The 15,457-nt window shown below is 61.0% G+C and carries 16 protein-coding genes and 1 pseudogene; all 17 read left to right on the top strand.

Annotated elements, in window-relative coordinates:
• Window positions 1-122: 122 nt before the first annotated feature.
• Window positions 123-242, top strand: a pseudogene (locus tag CCR95_RS00940) (flagellar basal body-associated FliL family protein); the annotation flags it as partial.
• Window positions 243-254: 12 nt separating this feature from the next.
• On the top strand, window positions 255-1,232 hold the full coding sequence (gene fliM, locus CCR95_RS00945; protein WP_201091054.1) for a flagellar motor switch protein FliM: 978 nt from the start codon (window positions 255-257) through the stop codon (window positions 1,230-1,232).
• Between the two features lie 11 nt (window positions 1,233-1,243).
• Complete coding sequence (gene fliN, locus CCR95_RS00950) at window positions 1,244-1,762, top strand: flagellar motor switch protein FliN (RefSeq protein ID WP_201091056.1); 519 nt, start codon at window positions 1,244-1,246, stop codon at window positions 1,760-1,762.
• Window positions 1,763-1,768: 6 nt separating this feature from the next.
• Entirely contained in the window at window positions 1,769-2,212 is a 444-nt protein-coding gene (gene fliO / locus CCR95_RS00955; protein WP_201091057.1) for a flagellar biosynthetic protein FliO, read from the top strand.
• An 8-nt stretch (window positions 2,213-2,220) separates the two neighbouring features.
• Window positions 2,221-2,958, top strand: coding sequence for a flagellar type III secretion system pore protein FliP (gene fliP, locus CCR95_RS00960; protein ID WP_420825634.1), 738 nt, complete (start codon window positions 2,221-2,223; stop codon window positions 2,956-2,958).
• An 11-nt stretch (window positions 2,959-2,969) separates the two neighbouring features.
• The gene (fliQ, locus tag CCR95_RS00965) at window positions 2,970-3,239 is read left to right on the top strand and encodes a flagellar biosynthesis protein FliQ (protein ID WP_201091059.1); all 270 of its coding nucleotides are present in this window, start codon (window positions 2,970-2,972) and stop codon (window positions 3,237-3,239) included.
• A gap of 21 nt (window positions 3,240-3,260) precedes the next feature.
• Window positions 3,261-4,034, top strand: coding sequence for a flagellar biosynthetic protein FliR (gene fliR / locus CCR95_RS00970; protein WP_201091060.1), 774 nt, complete (start codon window positions 3,261-3,263; stop codon window positions 4,032-4,034).
• A 1-nt stretch (window position 4,035) separates the two neighbouring features.
• Complete coding sequence (gene flhB / locus CCR95_RS00975) at window positions 4,036-5,190, top strand: flagellar biosynthesis protein FlhB (protein WP_201091061.1); 1,155 nt, start codon at window positions 4,036-4,038, stop codon at window positions 5,188-5,190.
• Entirely contained in the window at window positions 5,187-7,295 is a 2,109-nt protein-coding gene (gene flhA, locus CCR95_RS00980; protein WP_201091062.1) for a flagellar biosynthesis protein FlhA, read from the top strand. Before flhB ends, flhA begins: the two co-directional genes overlap by 4 nt.
• A gap of 22 nt (window positions 7,296-7,317) precedes the next feature.
• Window positions 7,318-8,538: a flagellar biosynthesis GTPase FlhF gene (gene flhF, locus CCR95_RS00985; RefSeq protein WP_201091063.1), complete on the top strand. Its 1,221-nt coding sequence runs from the start codon at window positions 7,318-7,320 to the stop codon at window positions 8,536-8,538.
• Window positions 8,522-9,352, top strand: coding sequence for a MinD/ParA family protein (locus tag CCR95_RS00990; RefSeq protein WP_201091065.1), 831 nt, complete (start codon window positions 8,522-8,524; stop codon window positions 9,350-9,352). The genes flhF and CCR95_RS00990 overlap by 17 nt, the downstream gene beginning before the upstream one ends.
• Window positions 9,349-10,098, top strand: coding sequence for an RNA polymerase sigma factor FliA (locus CCR95_RS00995; RefSeq protein WP_420825637.1), 750 nt, complete (start codon window positions 9,349-9,351; stop codon window positions 10,096-10,098). Before CCR95_RS00990 ends, CCR95_RS00995 begins: the two co-directional genes overlap by 4 nt.
• 46 nt (window positions 10,099-10,144) lie before the next feature.
• A complete protein-coding gene (cheY, locus tag CCR95_RS01000; protein ID WP_014776949.1) occupies window positions 10,145-10,519 on the top strand; it encodes a chemotaxis response regulator CheY in 375 nt (124 codons plus the stop codon).
• 167 nt (window positions 10,520-10,686) lie between these two features.
• The gene (locus tag CCR95_RS01005) at window positions 10,687-11,457 is read left to right on the top strand and encodes a protein phosphatase CheZ (protein ID WP_201091070.1); all 771 of its coding nucleotides are present in this window, start codon (window positions 10,687-10,689) and stop codon (window positions 11,455-11,457) included.
• 24 nt (window positions 11,458-11,481) lie between these two features.
• Window positions 11,482-13,632, top strand: coding sequence for a chemotaxis protein CheA (locus CCR95_RS01010; protein WP_201091072.1), 2,151 nt, complete (start codon window positions 11,482-11,484; stop codon window positions 13,630-13,632).
• Between the two features lie 3 nt (window positions 13,633-13,635).
• Window positions 13,636-14,709: a protein-glutamate methylesterase/protein-glutamine glutaminase gene (locus tag CCR95_RS01015; RefSeq protein WP_201091074.1), complete on the top strand. Its 1,074-nt coding sequence runs from the start codon at window positions 13,636-13,638 to the stop codon at window positions 14,707-14,709.
• Between the two features lies 1 nt (window position 14,710).
• On the top strand, window positions 14,711-15,454 hold the full coding sequence (locus CCR95_RS01020) for a flagellar motor protein (RefSeq protein WP_201091077.1): 744 nt from the start codon (window positions 14,711-14,713) through the stop codon (window positions 15,452-15,454).
• Window positions 15,455-15,457: the final 3 nt, after the last annotated feature.

Here is a 15,457-nt window from a genome sequence, read left to right on the forward strand (position 1 = left end):
AGCCCGTGACCGAAAAGAGCTTGGGCGTGGGAGCAACAGGGACAACTGGTTTCAGAACCATCGGGTTCTCCGCTCGACTCTCAAAGAGTCCTTCATAACAGCATGGTCTTAAATTTAGAACTGCTGAAGGCAAGGACGCCTTGCGCGGAGAATTGAAGAGCATGCTGATCAAGATATTGACCCGAGCCAGGGAGCCCGTGGGAGTCGAGGATATTCTGTTCACCGACCTGGTCATGCAGTAGGAGCGACGCGGCATGGCGCAGCAGACCGACATTCTCAGCCAGGATGAAATCGATGCGCTACTGCATGGCGTCGACGATGGCGATATCGATACCGATACCAATCCCTTTCCGGCGGACGGCAACGCGCGCGTCTACGATTTCGCCACTCAGGAGCGCATCGTCCGCGGGCGCATGCCCACGCTTGATATGATCAACGAGCGTTTTGCGCGATATCTGCGCATCCATCTCTTCAATCTTCTGCGCCGCTCCTCCGAAATCTCCGTGATCGGCGCCCGGGTCACGAAATTCTCGGAATATCTCCACGGGCTCTATGTCCCGACGAGCCTAAACCTGGTGCGGGTGATTCCGCTGCATGGAACCGGGCTGTTCGTGTTCGATCCCAAGTTGGTTTTCAGTCTGGTCGACAACTTTTTCGGCGGCGACGGACGTTATTACTCGCGTATCGAGGGTCGCGACTTCACGCCCATGGAACTGCGGGTGATTAAAAATCTGCTCGATGCCGCCTTCGAGGACATGCAGAAGGCGTGGGAGCCGGTCATGCATCTGCAATTCGAGTTCATCAACTCGGAGGTCAATCCGCAGTTCGCCAATATCGTGAGTCCGACCGAGATCGTGGTCGTCAACGATTTCCATATCGAACTGGATGGCGGGGGCGGTAATCTGCATGTGACCTTGCCCTACGCGATGATTGAACCGATTCGCGAGGTCTTGGACACGGGTTTGCAATCCGATCGCTCCGGCGTCGACGAACGCTGGCTGCGCGCGCTTCAGGATGAAATTCCCTCGGCCCAGGTCGAGATCAGCTCGGTTCTCGCCGAGGCCACTCTGACGGTCCAACAATTGCTCGATATGCGTCCAGGCGACATCATTCCGATCAACCTGCCCGAATCGGTGATTCTCAACGTCGAGGATATTCCACTGTTTCGCGGCAAGTTCGGCGTCGCTAATGGCTCCAATGCAATCAAGATCGCTGAATATATCAAGCACTAGCGGATGGCGACATGAGTACCGATACCGACCTCGATCCGAATGACGCCATTGCCGACGATTGGGCCGCGGCGCTGGAAGAGCAGAAAGACGCTACGGAGTCCGCGGCGGCGCAGCCCCCGGCGCGGGATGCCTCATCCAAGCAGGGAGCGGGGGAAAGGGCGGGTTCCACCTCTGGAAACCGCGGCTTTGGCGGGGCATCCATGGATGCGCTGCAGGCAAAGCCGATGAATCCAGAAGATTTTTCCGGCTGGCAGTCACCCGCTCACGAAGACGTCAACCTCAACATGCTGCTGGATGTGCCGGTGACCATTGCGATGGAAATCGGCCGATCCAGGATCACGATCCGGAATCTATTGCAGTTGAATCAGGGGTCCGTGGTGGAGCTGGATCGCCTCGCCGGAGAACCGCTGGATGTCCTGGTCAATGGAACTCTGATCGCGCACGGCGAGGTGGTGGTGGTCAACGAAAAGTTTGGCATTCGCCTGACCGACGTCATCAGTCCCAGCGAACGGGTCCGTAAGCTTCGGTAATCCCACATGGATCTCCGTCGGTCTCGTTCCCGTCATCCGGTAGTGCTCGCTCTGGGCGTACTGATCGCACTAGCCGCGCCGCCGTTACTGGCGGATCCCGCAGCGGCGTCCGCGCAGGCGGCGTCAGGGTATCTGGCCCAGTTGGTGGGCGGTCTGGTTCTCGTCATCCTGACGATTCTGGTGCTGGCCTGGATCCTGCGCCGCCTGCCAGGCATGACGGGCCAAGGACAGCAGATCATCGAGATTCTGGCGGTGCGCGCGGTTGGGACGCGCGAACGATTGATGCTCGTTCAGGTTGGGGAAGAACAGATCCTGGTCGGGTTGACGCCGACCGGCATGCGCCATCTCCATACCCTGCGCACGCCGGTCGTCGTCGCGCCGGTGGAGCCGAAGGCGGGCGAGTTCGCGAACCTGTTGCAGCGCGCCAGATCCCAGTGGGCGGGAAAATGAAGGGCGCCATGCGTCTGGGGCTTGTGCTGGCGTTCGCGCTGGCGCCGGGATTTGCCCTGGCTCAGATCGGGGGACTGAATGCGGTGACCGTCACCAGCGCGCCTGATGGCGGGCAGGTCTATTCGGTGACCCTGCAGATCCTGCTGTTCATGACGCTGCTGACCCTGTTGCCGTCGGCGCTCATCATGTTGACCTCGTTCACGCGCATCATCATCGTGCTGGCCATTCTGCGCCAGGGATTGGGCACCTCCCAAACGCCCTCGAACCAGATCCTGCTTGGATTGGCGTTGTTTTTGACTCTGTTTGTCATGGCGCCCGTGTTTCAGGAAATTTATGACACGGCCGCCATTCCGTACATGGAAGAGAAACTTGGCACCGAGGAGGCGCTCGGCAAGGCGATCAAGCCGCTGCGCACCTTCATGCTGGCGCAAACGCGTGAAACCGATTTATCGCTCTTCGCCGAGATCCGGGGGCTCGACGGTTTCGAGTCGCCCGACGCCATTCCGCTCAATCTGCTGGTGCCGGCCTTTGTGATCAGCGAATTGAAAACCGCCTTCCAGATCGGCTTTCTGATCCTGATTCCCTTTTTGATCATCGATCTGGTGGTGGCGAGCGTGCTGATGTCCATGGGCATGATGATGCTGTCGCCGATGATCATCTCGCTGCCTTTCAAGATCATGCTGTTCGTGCTGGTCGATGGCTGGTCACTGGTGATGGGGACACTGGCTCAGAGTTTCTTTACCTGAGGTGATGCAAAATGACGCCCGAAATGGTGATGGATATTGGCAAAGAGGCCGGTCAGGTGATCGTTCTTCTGGCGGCGCCGCCCCTGCTGGCCGGCTTGGTCATCGGTCTGGTCATCAGCATGATCCAGGCCGCGACCCAGATTCAGGAGATGACACTCAGCTTTATCCCCAAACTGCTGGGTGTCGGGGCATCCCTGATCTTCGCGGGCCACTGGATGCTGTCGCTGATTACCGATTACATCATCCGTCTCTATCACAGTATTCCGAACCTGATCGGATAACAGGGGCGGTCGTCATCCGTCATGAACTTTGCAGCCGAGGAGATCGTGCTCTGGGTCGGCGCGCTGATGTGGCCATTCGTGCGCATCAGCGCCGCGCTGCTGGTCGCGCCGCTCTTCGGTGCCCGCAATGTCAATGTGCGTGCCCGGCTGGCGTTGGGGCTGCTGTTGGCGCTGGTCGTGGCGCCGCAGTTGCCCGCTCAGCCGACGGTCGATCCGCTCAGTCTGGGCGGATTGCTGGTGGCCATCCGGCAGATCCTGATCGGGGTCACCATGGGCTTTATCCTGCAAATGGTCTTTTCGGCCCTGACCCAGGCGGGCGAATACATCGCGCTGTCGATGGGGCTGGGTTTCGCGTCGGCCGTCGATCCGGTCGGCGGGGTCCAGGTGCCGATGATCTCGCAGTTTCTCACCATCCTGGCGACCCTGATTTTTTTGGCCTTGAACGGCCATCTGGTGCTGATCGAGTTGTTGATCCGCAGCTTCGAGACCTTTCCAGTGACGGACGCTGGATTGACAACCGACGAACTGTGGGCGGTCATCAGCTTCGGAAGTCAGATGTTCTCCGGCGCCGTCCTGATTGCCTTGCCGGCGATGGCCTCGCTGCTTCTGGTCAATCTCGCGATGGGCGTGGTCACGCGAGCAGCGCCCCAGCTCAATATCTTTGCCGTGGGTTTTCCCGTGACCATTCTGGCCGGTTTCCTCATTTTGATCCTGACGTTGCCCGCCTTGTCCGCGCGGATCGGCGAGTTGCTCCTGGCCGCGTTCGCGCTGATCCAGCAGATCACGAGGACATGAGATGGCCGAAAACGAAAATGGTCAGGAACAAACCGAACAACCGACCGCGAAACGTCTGCGCGATGCCCGCGAAAAGGGCCAGGTCGCCCGCTCGCGCGAGTTCAATACCCTGGTGATCCTGATTGCGGGCGGCGTCTTTTTGCTGTTTCTTGGGGGCGATCTGGCCGGGAGCCTGATGGCGCTGTTGACGGATGGGCTGACGCTCGAACGGAGCCTGATTTTCGATCCGGGCTTGCTGCTGCCGTATCTGCGCGGTCTGATGACCCGCGCCCTGCTGATTGTCGCGCCACTCTTTGTGGTCATGATGGCCATTGCGATTCTGGGTCCCATCCTGATCGGCGGGGCGAACTTCTCCGCGAAGGCCTTTGCGCCGAAGTTTTCGAAACTCAATCCGATCACGGGAATGAAGCGTCTTTTTTCGGTTCAGGGATTGATGGAACTGGTCAAGTCGCTCGGGAAGTTCGTTCTGGTGGGCGTGGTCGCCGGCCTGGCGATCAGCGGCATTTGGGAGTCCTTGATGCATCTGGGCGAACTGCCGGTGGAGGTCGCGATCGCGCGGACAGGAGAGATGGCGGTCAAGCTGTTTCTGATTGCGTCGGCCGCCTTGATCTTGGTGGCTGTCATCGATGTGCCGTTCCAACTCTACAATCACAACAAGCAGTTGAAGATGACGCTTCAGGAAATCAAGGACGAGTTCAAGGAGAGCGAAGGCAAGCCCGAGGTCAAGGGTCGGATCCGGCAGATGCAGATGGAAATGTCGCGGCGCCGGATGATGTCCGAGGTGCCCAATGCGGATGTCATCATCACCAATCCCACTCACTATGCCGTGGCGATCGCCTATGAGGCCGCGACCATGCGCGCCCCGCACATGCTGGCGAAAGGCGCCGATGACGTTGCGGCGGCCATCCGCGAACTGGCCGAGGAGCATGGCATCCCGCGGATCGAGGCGCCTCGGGTGGCGCGCGCGATCTATTTCACCACCGAGATCGGCGAGGAAATCCCCAACGGACTCTTCGTGGCCGTGGCCCGGCTGCTGGCCTATGTCTACCAGCTCAAGCGGGAGGACTCCGACATCGAAATGCCCGACGATCTGCCGGTTCCCGAGGAATATCTCGATCCACGGGCGGCGCGCCAGGTGCGGAGAGAATCCCGATGACGACCATGAGCGCGCGTCTCGGCGGGCTTGGCCGGCTGGGTCTGGGGACGCCGCTGTTGCTGGTCGCCCTGCTCGCCATGCTGGTGCTGCCGCTCCCGCCGCTCGCGCTGGATCTGCTTTTCACCTTCAATATCGCCTTATCGCTGATCGTGGTCATGGTGGCGGTTTACACGCCAAAGCCAATGGATTTTGCCGCCTTTCCCACGGTCCTGCTGCTGGCGACCCTGCTGCGTCTGGCGCTGAACGTGGCCTCGACTCGGGTGATTCTGCTCTATGGCGGCGAGGGGACGGGTGCCGCGGGCCAGGTCATCGAGGCCTTTGGCGAGTTCGTTCTGGGGGGGAATTTCGCCATCGGTCTCGTAGTGTTCGCGATCCTGGTGATCATCAATTTCGTGGTGGTGACCAAGGGCGCGGGGCGGGTGTCGGAGGTCAGCGCCCGCTTTACCCTGGACGCCATGCCGGGCAAGCAGATGGCGATCGACGCCGATCTGAATGCCGGTCTGATTTCGCAGGAGGAGGCGCGCAAGCGCCGCGTGGACGTGGCTCAGGAGGCGGATTTCTACGGCTCCATGGATGGCGCCAGCAAATTCGTGCGTGGCGATGCGGTGGCGGGGATCCTGATTCTCTTCATCAACGTCCTGGGCGGCATTATCATCGGCACCACCCAGCACGGCCTGTCGTTCGCCGATGCCGCGAACAACTATATCCTGCTGAGTATCGGCGACGGTCTAGTCGCGCAGATTCCGGCGTTGCTGCTGTCGTCCGCCACCGCCATCGTCGTCACTCGCGCCAACACCGCCCAGGACATGGGCCAGCAACTGACCAAGCAGTTGCTCTCCAATCCCCGCGTGCTCTACGTGACTTCGGGTGTCATCGGTATCCTCGGGGTGATCCCGGGAATGCCGAATCTGGTTTTCCTCGGATTGGCCTCGATGCTGGCCGGTGGCGCCTACCTACAGGGGCGCAAGCCCCCCGAGCTCAGTCCCGATGAAGTGGAACAACTGCCCCCTGGCATGGAACTTCCCGCGCCGGAAGATCGGGATCTATCCTGGGACGATGTCCCGCCGGTCGATCTGGTCTCGCTGGAGGTCGGTTATCGCCTGATCCCGCTGGTCGATCGCAGCCAGGACGGGCAGCTCATGGGCCGCATCAAGGGCATTCGACGCAAGCTCTCGCAGGAGTTCGGGTTTCTCATTCAGCCGGTGCATATCCGCGACAATCTGGAGCTGGGCCCGAATCAGTATCGCATCGCGCTGCTGGGCGTGAATGCCGCCGAGGCCGAGGTCTTCCCCGATCGGGAGCTGGCGATCAACCCCGGACAGGTCTTCGGGACCGTGGCGGGGACGCCGACCAAGGATCCGACCTTCAATCTGGACGCGCTTTGGATCGACCCAGCCGATCGGGAATCCGCGCAGGGTGCCGGTTACACCGTAGTGGATGCCGCGACGGTCATCGCGACCCATCTGTCGCAAGTGTTTCGGGATAATGCGCATCGTCTGATCGGCTACGAGGAGGTCCAGCACCTGCTCGACCAACTGGCGCGCCGCTCGCCAAAATTGGTCGAGAATCTGGTTTCCTCCAAGGCGCTACCGCTGGGGATCGTCCTGAAGGTGCTGCAGAATCTGCTGGCGGAACAGGTGTCCATCCGGGATTTGCGGACCATCGCCGAGATTTTGGCGGAACGCGCAGTCAAGAGTCAGGATCCCGCCACCTTGACGGCGGCGGTGCGAGTCGCGCTCTCCCGCTCCATCGTCCAGGATCTCATCGGTCCGGAGGATGAATTGCCCCTGATCGCCTTGGATCCGGCATTGGAGCAGATTTTGCATAAGTCGCTGCAAGGCAGTCAGGGCGAAACCATCGGGATCGAGCCTGGGCTGGCGGAGCGGGTACAGCGGTCGGTGACCGATGCCGCGCGACGCCAGGAAACGGAAGGAGCGCCCGCGGTGCTGGTGGTGGCTCCGGAGATTCGTTCCTGGATTGCGAGCTGGCTTCGCGGCGCGGTGCGCAATCTGACTGTCATGGCCTTCACCGAGATCCCGGATAACCGGCGTATCCGGGTCGTCGCCACCGTGGGCAAGGGCGATACCGCGCAGGCGCGGGCATGAGCAAGCGAACAGGAGCAGGCAGATGAATGTACGGCGATATCGGGCACGGGACATGCGTGATGCGATGCGGCAGGTGCGCGAGCAGCAGGGCGCGGACGCGGTTATTCTCTCCAGCCGTCGGGTCGATGGAATGCTGGAAGTGGTGGCCGCGCTGGAACCCGCCCCGGCCGCCAATGTGACCGAGTCCGGTTCAGCGAACCGTTCCGCCCACACCATCCCTGTCGACCCCGAACTGGCCGCCATGCGTCGGGAATTATCCGATTTGCGCACGCTCCTGATGCAACAGAACGCCTGGAGCGAGCGCGATCAATGGGCGGTTCGCCATCCCTTGGCCGCCGAGTTCGTCGAGCGTCTCCAGAAATGCGGCTTCAGCGAAAAGCTGGCGCGCAGTCTCGTGGGCAGCATTCATGAAGACTCGACGGCCGAGACCGCCTGGTCGCGTCTGCGCACCCGTCTGTCGGCCTCCATCGCCACGGCCGCGCCCACCGTCCTCGAACAGGGTGGTATGCTTGCGCTGGTGGGATCGACCGGCGTTGGCAAGACCACCACCCTGAACCGTCTCGCGCTGCGTCAGATCCGGCGGATGGGTCGCGATTCGGTGATCCTCGTCACGCTCGATCGGCAGCGCATCGGCGCGTACAAACAATTACAAGCGTTTGGTCAGATGGCCGGGATTCCCGTCACGCTGTTGGAAAGCGAACGGGATCTGGTCGCCTTGTCGAACCGGGCGGGAGACGGAAAGTTGGTGCTGATCGATACCGAAGGACAGGCCGCACGCGAGGCGGCCGAGCGGAATCTGTTCGCCAAGGTGCGTCACCAGATTCCGCTTGAGACCTGGCTGGTGATCCCGGCCACCCATCAGGCGATGGTGTTGCGGCAAGTGTTACAGTCGTTTCAGGGCAGCGAGCCATCGGCACTGGTCCTGACGAAGGTTGACGAAGCGGAACAATTGGGCGAAACCTTGTCCGTTCTCCTCGAACAGCGTCTGGGTCTGGTGTTTTACAGCGACGGACAGCGGATCGATGAGGATTTCCACAAGGCGGATACGACGTATCTCACGCGTCTCGCGCTCCAGGAGCCGGCCCGGCCCGCAGAGATCGTCTTCGAGGACCACGCCGCTCCCGCCGCGTCCGCGCCGCTGAACCGAGCGCCCTTTGCCTCGCCGCCTCGGGCTCCCCGCGAGACCATGGTCTTGGAGTCGGTGTTGCCTTTCAGGAAAACCGTTCATGCAGCCCCCCATTAGGCACCGGCCGCTTCTGAGTATGGCGATTGCCAGCGGAAAAGGCGGTGTCGGCAAGACGAACGTCGCGGTTAATCTGGCGGTGTCGCTAGCCCGGCTGGGGCGTCGCGTGATGCTCTTCGACGCCGATCTCGGTCTGGCGAACGCGGATCTTCTGCTCGGACTACGCCCAACCAAAAGCTTGCACGATCTGGTCGCGGGGACGGCGGACACCCTCGAAGAGATCCTGGTCGAAGGGCCGGACGGCCTGCTGCTGGTGCCGTCCGCCTCCGGCATCGGAACCATGGCGAATCTCACGCCGGTCGAGCATGCCGGGCTGATCCGCGCCTTCAGCACCTACGATAAGCCACTCGATGTCCTGATCGTCGATACGGCCGCGGGCGTGCAGGATTCGGTCACCAGCTTTTGCAAGGCGGTTCAGCATGTGTTCGTGGTGGTCTGCGACGAGCCGGCCTCCTTGACGGATGCCTATGCCTTGATCAAGGTACTGCGCCAGGAGCATGGCCTGCTGCGCTTTCGGGTGATCTGCAATATGTTGCGCACCCCCGAATCCGGACGGCGCCTGATGCGCAAATTATCCTCCGTGTGCGCGCAATATCTCCCTGACGTGATCCTGGATGCATCGGGTATGATTCCCATGGACGAACACCTGCGGCGCGCCGTGCAGAAACGCGAGCCAGTCGTGAAGCTCTATCCCGGGAGTTTGTCGGGACAGGCGCTGATCGATCTGGCCAAACAAGCCAATCGCTTGACGGTGTCCGAGACCGGCATGGGCGGGATCGGCTTTTTTGTCGAGCGGATGCTGCAACGTGCCTGATGACCGCACATCGCTCCTTGCCAGGCTATTCGGGGACCGCCGATCAATCGGAACACTTGGTGACGGCGAACCTCGAGCTCGTGAGACGCATTGCCCACCATCTAGCGGCGCGCCTCCCCGCGTCGGTCCAGATCGAGGATCTGGTTCAATCCGGCATGATCGGCTTGATCGAGGCATCCCGTCAGTTTCAAGGCGGTCAGGGGGCGACCTTTGCCACCTATGCGGGCATTCGCATCCGTGGCGCCATGATTGACGAACTGCGGCGTTCCGACTGGACGCCGCGTTCGGTGCATCGGAACAGCCGCCGGATTGCCGAGGCGATCCAGCAGGTGGAGTCACGCGAGGGACGGGCGGCAACGGATCGCGAGATTGCCGGCGAACTCGGGGTCGCGCTCGACGACTATCATGCGATGCTTCAGGATTCCGCGAGTGCGCAGATTCTTGGACTGGAGGATCTTTTCGGCGAGGATACGGATTCTGATCGCTGGTTGCCGGGCGGCGGTCCGGGACCGGGCGAACATTTCGAGATTGATCGGCTGCGGGACGCACTGGCTCAGGCGCTCGTGGGTCTGCCCGAAAAGGAACGCCTGGTGCTTGCTCTGTATTACGACGAGGAACTGAATCTCCGAGAAATCGGCGCCGTTCTTGGCGTCACTGAATCGCGCGTGAGCCAGATTCGCAGCCAGGCACTCCACCGTTTGCGCGTCCGCCTGAACGAGTGGATCCAGGAAGAAACTGGTTCATAATTGTTAATCCGGCCAATGCCATTGGGGGCTCCGTGTGGATAAAGGCATGAAAATTCTTATCGTGGACGATTTTTCCACGATGAGGCGCATTATCAAGAATCTGCTTCGCGAACTGGGGTTTAATAACACCATGGAAGCGGACGATGGCAGTACCGCGCTGCCGATGTTGAAGAATGGCGGTTTCGATTTTCTGGTGACGGACTGGAACATGCCAAATATGGAGGGGATTGATCTGCTGCGAGCGGTTCGCGCCGATCCGGCCCTGAAGACGCTCCCGGTCCTGATGGTGACGGCCGAGGCCAAGCGGGATCAGATCGTCGAGGCGGCGCAAGCCGGCGTCAACGGCTACATTGTCAAACCCTTTACCGCCGAGACGCTCAAGGAGAAGATCGACAAAATTTTCGAGCGCCTTGAAGCCTAGGTACGCTGATGAGGATCGCGAGCGTTGGCGGATAATCGGCCGGTTGCGTTCATCGCAAAGTCCTGTGCAGACCGTCGATTCCAACTCTCCAGCGCAAAGGTTCGAGATCCGAACTGTTGGTTATTGCGGCCAATCAAGCATCATAGATGCCCGGCAAGGAATCATCGATGGACAATGACGAAGAAAGCAAGGCATTCCAAATAAGCCTGGCGAAGCAATTGGTCGAGCATCTGGAAGCGGGCCATGAAGACCGGGCCGCCGAGGCGATCCGCCAGCTGAGGATTCCCTACGAACGGGAACTCTTCGAGGAACTCGGCAAGCTGACGCGCGATTTGCACGAGGCGCTGAACAGCTTTCGTGGCGATTCCCGTTTGGTGGAACTCACGCGCGACGAGATTCCGGATGCGAAGGAACGTCTCAATTATGTTGTCACCATGACGGAGCAGGCGACCCACCGGACGCTCAACGCGCTCGACGAGGGCATGCCGATCGCGGAATCTCTCCATGCGCGATCCCTGGAGCTTACGGACACTTGGAACCGGTTTCGCCAGCGCGAACTGTCGGTCGACGAATTCCGCGAGTTTGCTCGCGCCTTGGATGTCTTTTTTGCCGCGAGCGGCGAAGAGACCGAGCGTTTGCGGTCGTTGATGTCCGAAGTCATGATGGCTCAGGATTTTCAGGATCTTACCGGGCAAATCATCCGCCGCGTCATCCGCCTGGTACATGAGGTCGAGGAAAATCTCGTCGGACTGATTCGGTTGTCCAGCGCGCGCATGGAGCCTGGCAAGGCGGCGAAGCAGGCGGCGTCGACGAAGGACGCGGAGCATGCCGGTCCGCAGAGTCACGGCCCCATCGTACCCAATACTCAGGATACGGCTTCGGATGTCGTCAGTGGGCAGGACGACGTGGATGATTTGCTTTCCAGCCTGGGCTTCTAGCCCGCTGACATCAGGTGATTTTGCATGGCAATCGATCCGCAAGACGAGATTCTTCAGGATTTCCTGGTCGAGGCGGGAGAACTTCTCGAAGCTCTGAATGAGCAACTGATCGATCTGGAGCAGAACCCCGAGGATCGAGATCTTCTGAATGCGGTCTTTCGCAGCTTCCATACGATCAAGGGCGGTGCGGGGTTTCTGAACCTCAACTCGATGGTGGTCATCTGCCACCATGCCGAGGACGTCTTCAATCTTCTGCGCAACAATCAGCGCAAGATCGAGCCCTTCCTGATGGATACCGTTCTGCGTGTCCTCGACGTGCTCAACGTCATGTTTGGCGACCTGAAGTTGGGCAACGAACCAGAACCCGCGCCTGATCGACTGATCGAGGATCTGGCGAAACTGGCGGTTCCAGGCGAACAGCCGCGCGCGCCGGCGGAGACCGTGTCTACATCTCCACCCCCCGTCAAACTGCCGGAGGCGCCCGTCTGCGACGCGATTCCAGTGGCTGTCGCGCCGACTTCAGCCCCTGAAACCAACTTCCCCGAAAACGGAGCTAAAAGCGCGACTTCGAACGCTTCGGATGACATCACGGAAGCAGAGTTTGAGGCGCTGCTCGATATCGTGTCCGGAACCGGAAAATCGGTTGCCGAGACGCTCGCCGAGTCAGTGTCCGCGCCCTCGCCTGAATCGTTATCCAGCGATCTGATTACAGCCGAGGAGTTTGATGCGCTGCTCGATCAGTTGCACGGGCAAAGATTGGCGGAATCCAACGCGACTCCAGCCGCTTCCGATCCATCCGCGCCAGAGATCCAGACGCCGAGACCGCCCCTCTCCCGGCCCGTCGAGGGTCAGTTGGCCAGCTCCGTCGATGCCTCTTCTGGTGCGTTCGGCGAGAAAGAGGAGGCCGCGGTTCCTTCCCTGGCGAAGAGCGCGCGAGGAACCGCGGCAGGGGCCAGCGCCGAGACCTCGGTGCGGGTCGATACGCAGCGACTGGACGAGATCATGAATCTGGTGGGCGAGCTGGTGTTGGTGCGCAACCGCATGAGCATGCTGCGCACCCGCACCATGGACGAGGAATTGGGCAAGGCGATCGGCGCGCTGGCGCTGGTCACTGCCGACCTACAAACGGCGGTAATGAAGACCCGGATGCAACCGATCAAGAAGGTCTTCAGCCGCTTCCCGCGCGTCGTGCGCGATTTGGCGCGCAGCCTGGGGAAGGAAATCGATCTGGAGATCTTCGGCGAAGAGACCGACCTGGACAAAAATCTGGTCGAGGCGCTGGCCGATCCGCTGGTCCATCTGATCCGTAACGCCGTCGATCACGGAGTCGAGTTGCCCGATGTGCGCGAGGCACATGGCAAGCCGCGCAAGGGAACCATCGTGCTGGGCGCCGCACAGGAAGGCGACCATATTTCGCTGATCATCCAGGATGACGGACGTGGCATGGACCCGGTGGTATTGCGTCGCAAGGCCGTCGAGAAAGGGCTGTTGGAATCCACGATGGCCGAACGCCTGAGTGATCGGGATTCGTTCAATCTGATCTTTCTGGCCGGACTCTCGACCAAGGACGAGATCTCCGACGTGTCTGGGCGCGGAGTCGGCATGGATGTCGTCAAGACGCGCATCGCCCAGCTCAACGGCACGGTCGAAATCGACTCGGAGATCGGGCGCGGTACCAAACTGATGGTCAAGTTGCCCTTGACCCTGGCCATCCTGCCCGCGCTGATGGTGATTTTGGATGGGCGCCGGTTCGCGATTCCGCTGGCGTCGGTCTCGGAGATTCTCGATCTCGATCTGACCCGCAGCCATTTTGTCGACGACCAGGAAGCGATCATGGTGCGCAGCCATGCTCTGCCGCTCTATTACATCGGGCGCTGGCTGCATCCAAACCGGCTCATCGAACCCAAGACCGAGGCGCATGTGGTCGTGGTGCATGTCGCGCAGCGCAAGGTCGGGTTGGTCGTGGACGGGCTGGTCGGTCAGGAAGAGGTCGTGATCAAACCGCTGGGCCGCGGCCTGCAGGGGGTTCCTGGGTTGGCGGGCGCGACCATCACGGGCGACGGCGGAATTGCCTTGATTATCGATGTCCCGGAACTGCTCAGGGTGATGGGCCGCCCCGGTTACGGCGGGCGCGGTTCGCGAGCCGCGCGTCAGTTGGCGCAAGCGGGAGCCTGAACGATGACGCTACGAGTCGTCGTGGTCGATGATTCCGGGTTTTTTCGGAGACGGATCGTCGAAATTCTCAACGCCGACATCGGGATCGAAGTGGTCGGAACCGCCGCCAACGGTCTGGAGGGGATCGAGGTCGTCAAGCGTCTGAATCCGGACGTGGTGACCATGGATATCGAGATGCCCGTGATGGATGGCATTACCGCGGTTCGTCGCATCATGGCAGAATCCCCCAGGCCGGTCCTGATGTTCTCGACGCTGACGACGGAGGGCGCTAGGGCGACCCTGGATGCGCTGGATGCGGGCGCGATGGATTTTCTGCCCAAACGCTTCAGCGAAATTGCCAAGGACGAGGATGCCGCCAAGGTGATGCTGCGCCGTCGTGTTCGTGCATTGGCCCGCACCCGGCATCAGGCGCTCAGCCGTCCCGCAGCCCGGGAGCGGCCGTCGACGCATGAGCCCGAGCTGGCGGCGTCCTCCGCGCGGAGGGCGCCGGTCAGCGCCATCCCGCTGCATTCATTGCGCGCCGTGCTCATCGGCACCTCGACGGGGGGGCCGGTCGCCCTTCAGGAAGTGCTGAAGGTGCTGCCGAAAAGCTTTCCCTTGCCGATCATCCTGGTCCAGCACATGCCCGCGAGTTTTACCCCGGCATTTGCGGAGCGACTGAACAATCTCTGTCAGATCGAGGTCCGCGAGGCGGTCTCGGGCGACGTGCTGAAACCCGGTTGCGCGCTCCTGGCGCCAGGCGGTCAGCAGTTGGTGCTGGAAGGGGGCGCGCAGATCCGTGTCAGAATCCAGGAAAATCCGCCAGGAACCATTTACAAGCCGAGCGTCGATATCACCTTTCACTCGGCGGTCGCCGCGTTGAAATCCCAGGTGCTCGCCGTGGTGCTGACCGGCATGGGAGCCGATGGCCGCGAAGGGACACGGGCACTGCAAGGGCAGGGCGCCCATGTCTGGGCACAGGATGCGGCCAGTTCGGTCGTGTTCGGAATGCCGGCGGCGGTGATCGATGCCGGTCTTGCGGATCATGTTCTGGCGTTGAAGGATGTAGGACCGGCACTGGTGAAGGGTTTCTGCTGAAATGGATATCCTGAGCATGGCCGGGATCCTTCTGGGTCTCGTCGCCATCCTGGGGGGGGCGGTCGCGAAGGGCAGCAGTCTGGGGGCGCTCTGGAATCTGGCCGCCTTTGTCATTGTGATGATCGGAACCCTGGGGGCCACGTTGGTGCAGACGCGTGCCCCGGTCTTTTTGCACGCGTTCAAGATCGTGCCCTGGGTGTTCATGCCGCCCAGCCTCAATCCGCGATCCATGATCGCGCGCATCGTCGAATGGTCCCAGTTGTCGCGCAAGGAAGGTCTGTTGGGCCTGGAGGATCAGTCGGAAGCAGAGACTGATCCCTTTGTCCGCAAGGGACTCCAACTGCTGGTCGACGGGACCGAGCCGCTGGCGTTGCGGCAAATTCTGGAAGCGGATCTGGATAATCGCGAAGCCTTCGATCTGCAGGGAGCCAAGGTGTTCGAGAGCATGGGAATCTACTCGCCGACGCTCGGGATCATTGGCGCTGTCATGGGATTGATGGCGGTCATGCAGAATCTGGCCGATCCGAGCAAGCTTGGACATGGCATCGCGGCGGCCTTTGTCGCGACCATCTACGGCGTTGGCCTGGCCAATTTGCTTTTTCTACCCATGTCCAACAAACTCAAGGGAATCGTTCAGGCGCGGACAAATTATCAGACGATGCTGCTCGAAGGGTTGATTGCGATTGCCGAGGGTGAAAATCCGCGTCATATCGAAAATAAGCTAAACGGCTTTATCCAGGGCTGACAA

Origin of the sequence: Thiocystis minor (assembly GCF_016653465.1) — a bacterium.
In the GTDB taxonomy this organism is placed as follows: domain Bacteria; phylum Pseudomonadota; class Gammaproteobacteria; order Chromatiales; family Chromatiaceae; genus Chromatium; species Chromatium minus.

Excerpts from the sequence above, each read along its gene's own strand:
- fliM (WP_201091054.1), top strand. The coding sequence starts at position 255 with ATGGCGCAGCAGACCGACATTCTCAGCCAGGATGAAATCGATGCGCTA.
- fliN (WP_201091056.1), top strand. The coding sequence starts at position 1,244 with ATGAGTACCGATACCGACCTCGATCCGAATGACGCCATTGCCGACGAT.
- fliO (WP_201091057.1), top strand. The coding sequence starts at position 1,769 with ATGGATCTCCGTCGGTCTCGTTCCCGTCATCCGGTAGTGCTCGCTCTG.
- fliP (WP_420825634.1), top strand. The coding sequence starts at position 2,221 with ATGCGTCTGGGGCTTGTGCTGGCGTTCGCGCTGGCGCCGGGATTTGCC.
- fliQ (WP_201091059.1), top strand. The coding sequence starts at position 2,970 with ATGACGCCCGAAATGGTGATGGATATTGGCAAAGAGGCCGGTCAGGTG.
- fliR (WP_201091060.1), top strand. The coding sequence starts at position 3,261 with ATGAACTTTGCAGCCGAGGAGATCGTGCTCTGGGTCGGCGCGCTGATG.
- flhB (WP_201091061.1), top strand. The coding sequence starts at position 4,036 with ATGGCCGAAAACGAAAATGGTCAGGAACAAACCGAACAACCGACCGCG.
- flhA (WP_201091062.1), top strand. The coding sequence starts at position 5,187 with ATGACGACCATGAGCGCGCGTCTCGGCGGGCTTGGCCGGCTGGGTCTG.
- flhF (WP_201091063.1), top strand. The coding sequence starts at position 7,318 with ATGAATGTACGGCGATATCGGGCACGGGACATGCGTGATGCGATGCGG.
- CCR95_RS00990 (WP_201091065.1), top strand. The coding sequence starts at position 8,522 with ATGCAGCCCCCCATTAGGCACCGGCCGCTTCTGAGTATGGCGATTGCC.
- cheY (WP_014776949.1), top strand. The coding sequence starts at position 10,145 with ATGAAAATTCTTATCGTGGACGATTTTTCCACGATGAGGCGCATTATC.
- CCR95_RS01005 (WP_201091070.1), top strand. The coding sequence starts at position 10,687 with ATGGACAATGACGAAGAAAGCAAGGCATTCCAAATAAGCCTGGCGAAG.
- CCR95_RS01010 (WP_201091072.1), top strand. The coding sequence starts at position 11,482 with ATGGCAATCGATCCGCAAGACGAGATTCTTCAGGATTTCCTGGTCGAG.
- CCR95_RS01015 (WP_201091074.1), top strand. The coding sequence starts at position 13,636 with ATGACGCTACGAGTCGTCGTGGTCGATGATTCCGGGTTTTTTCGGAGA.
- CCR95_RS01020 (WP_201091077.1), top strand. The coding sequence starts at position 14,711 with ATGGATATCCTGAGCATGGCCGGGATCCTTCTGGGTCTCGTCGCCATC.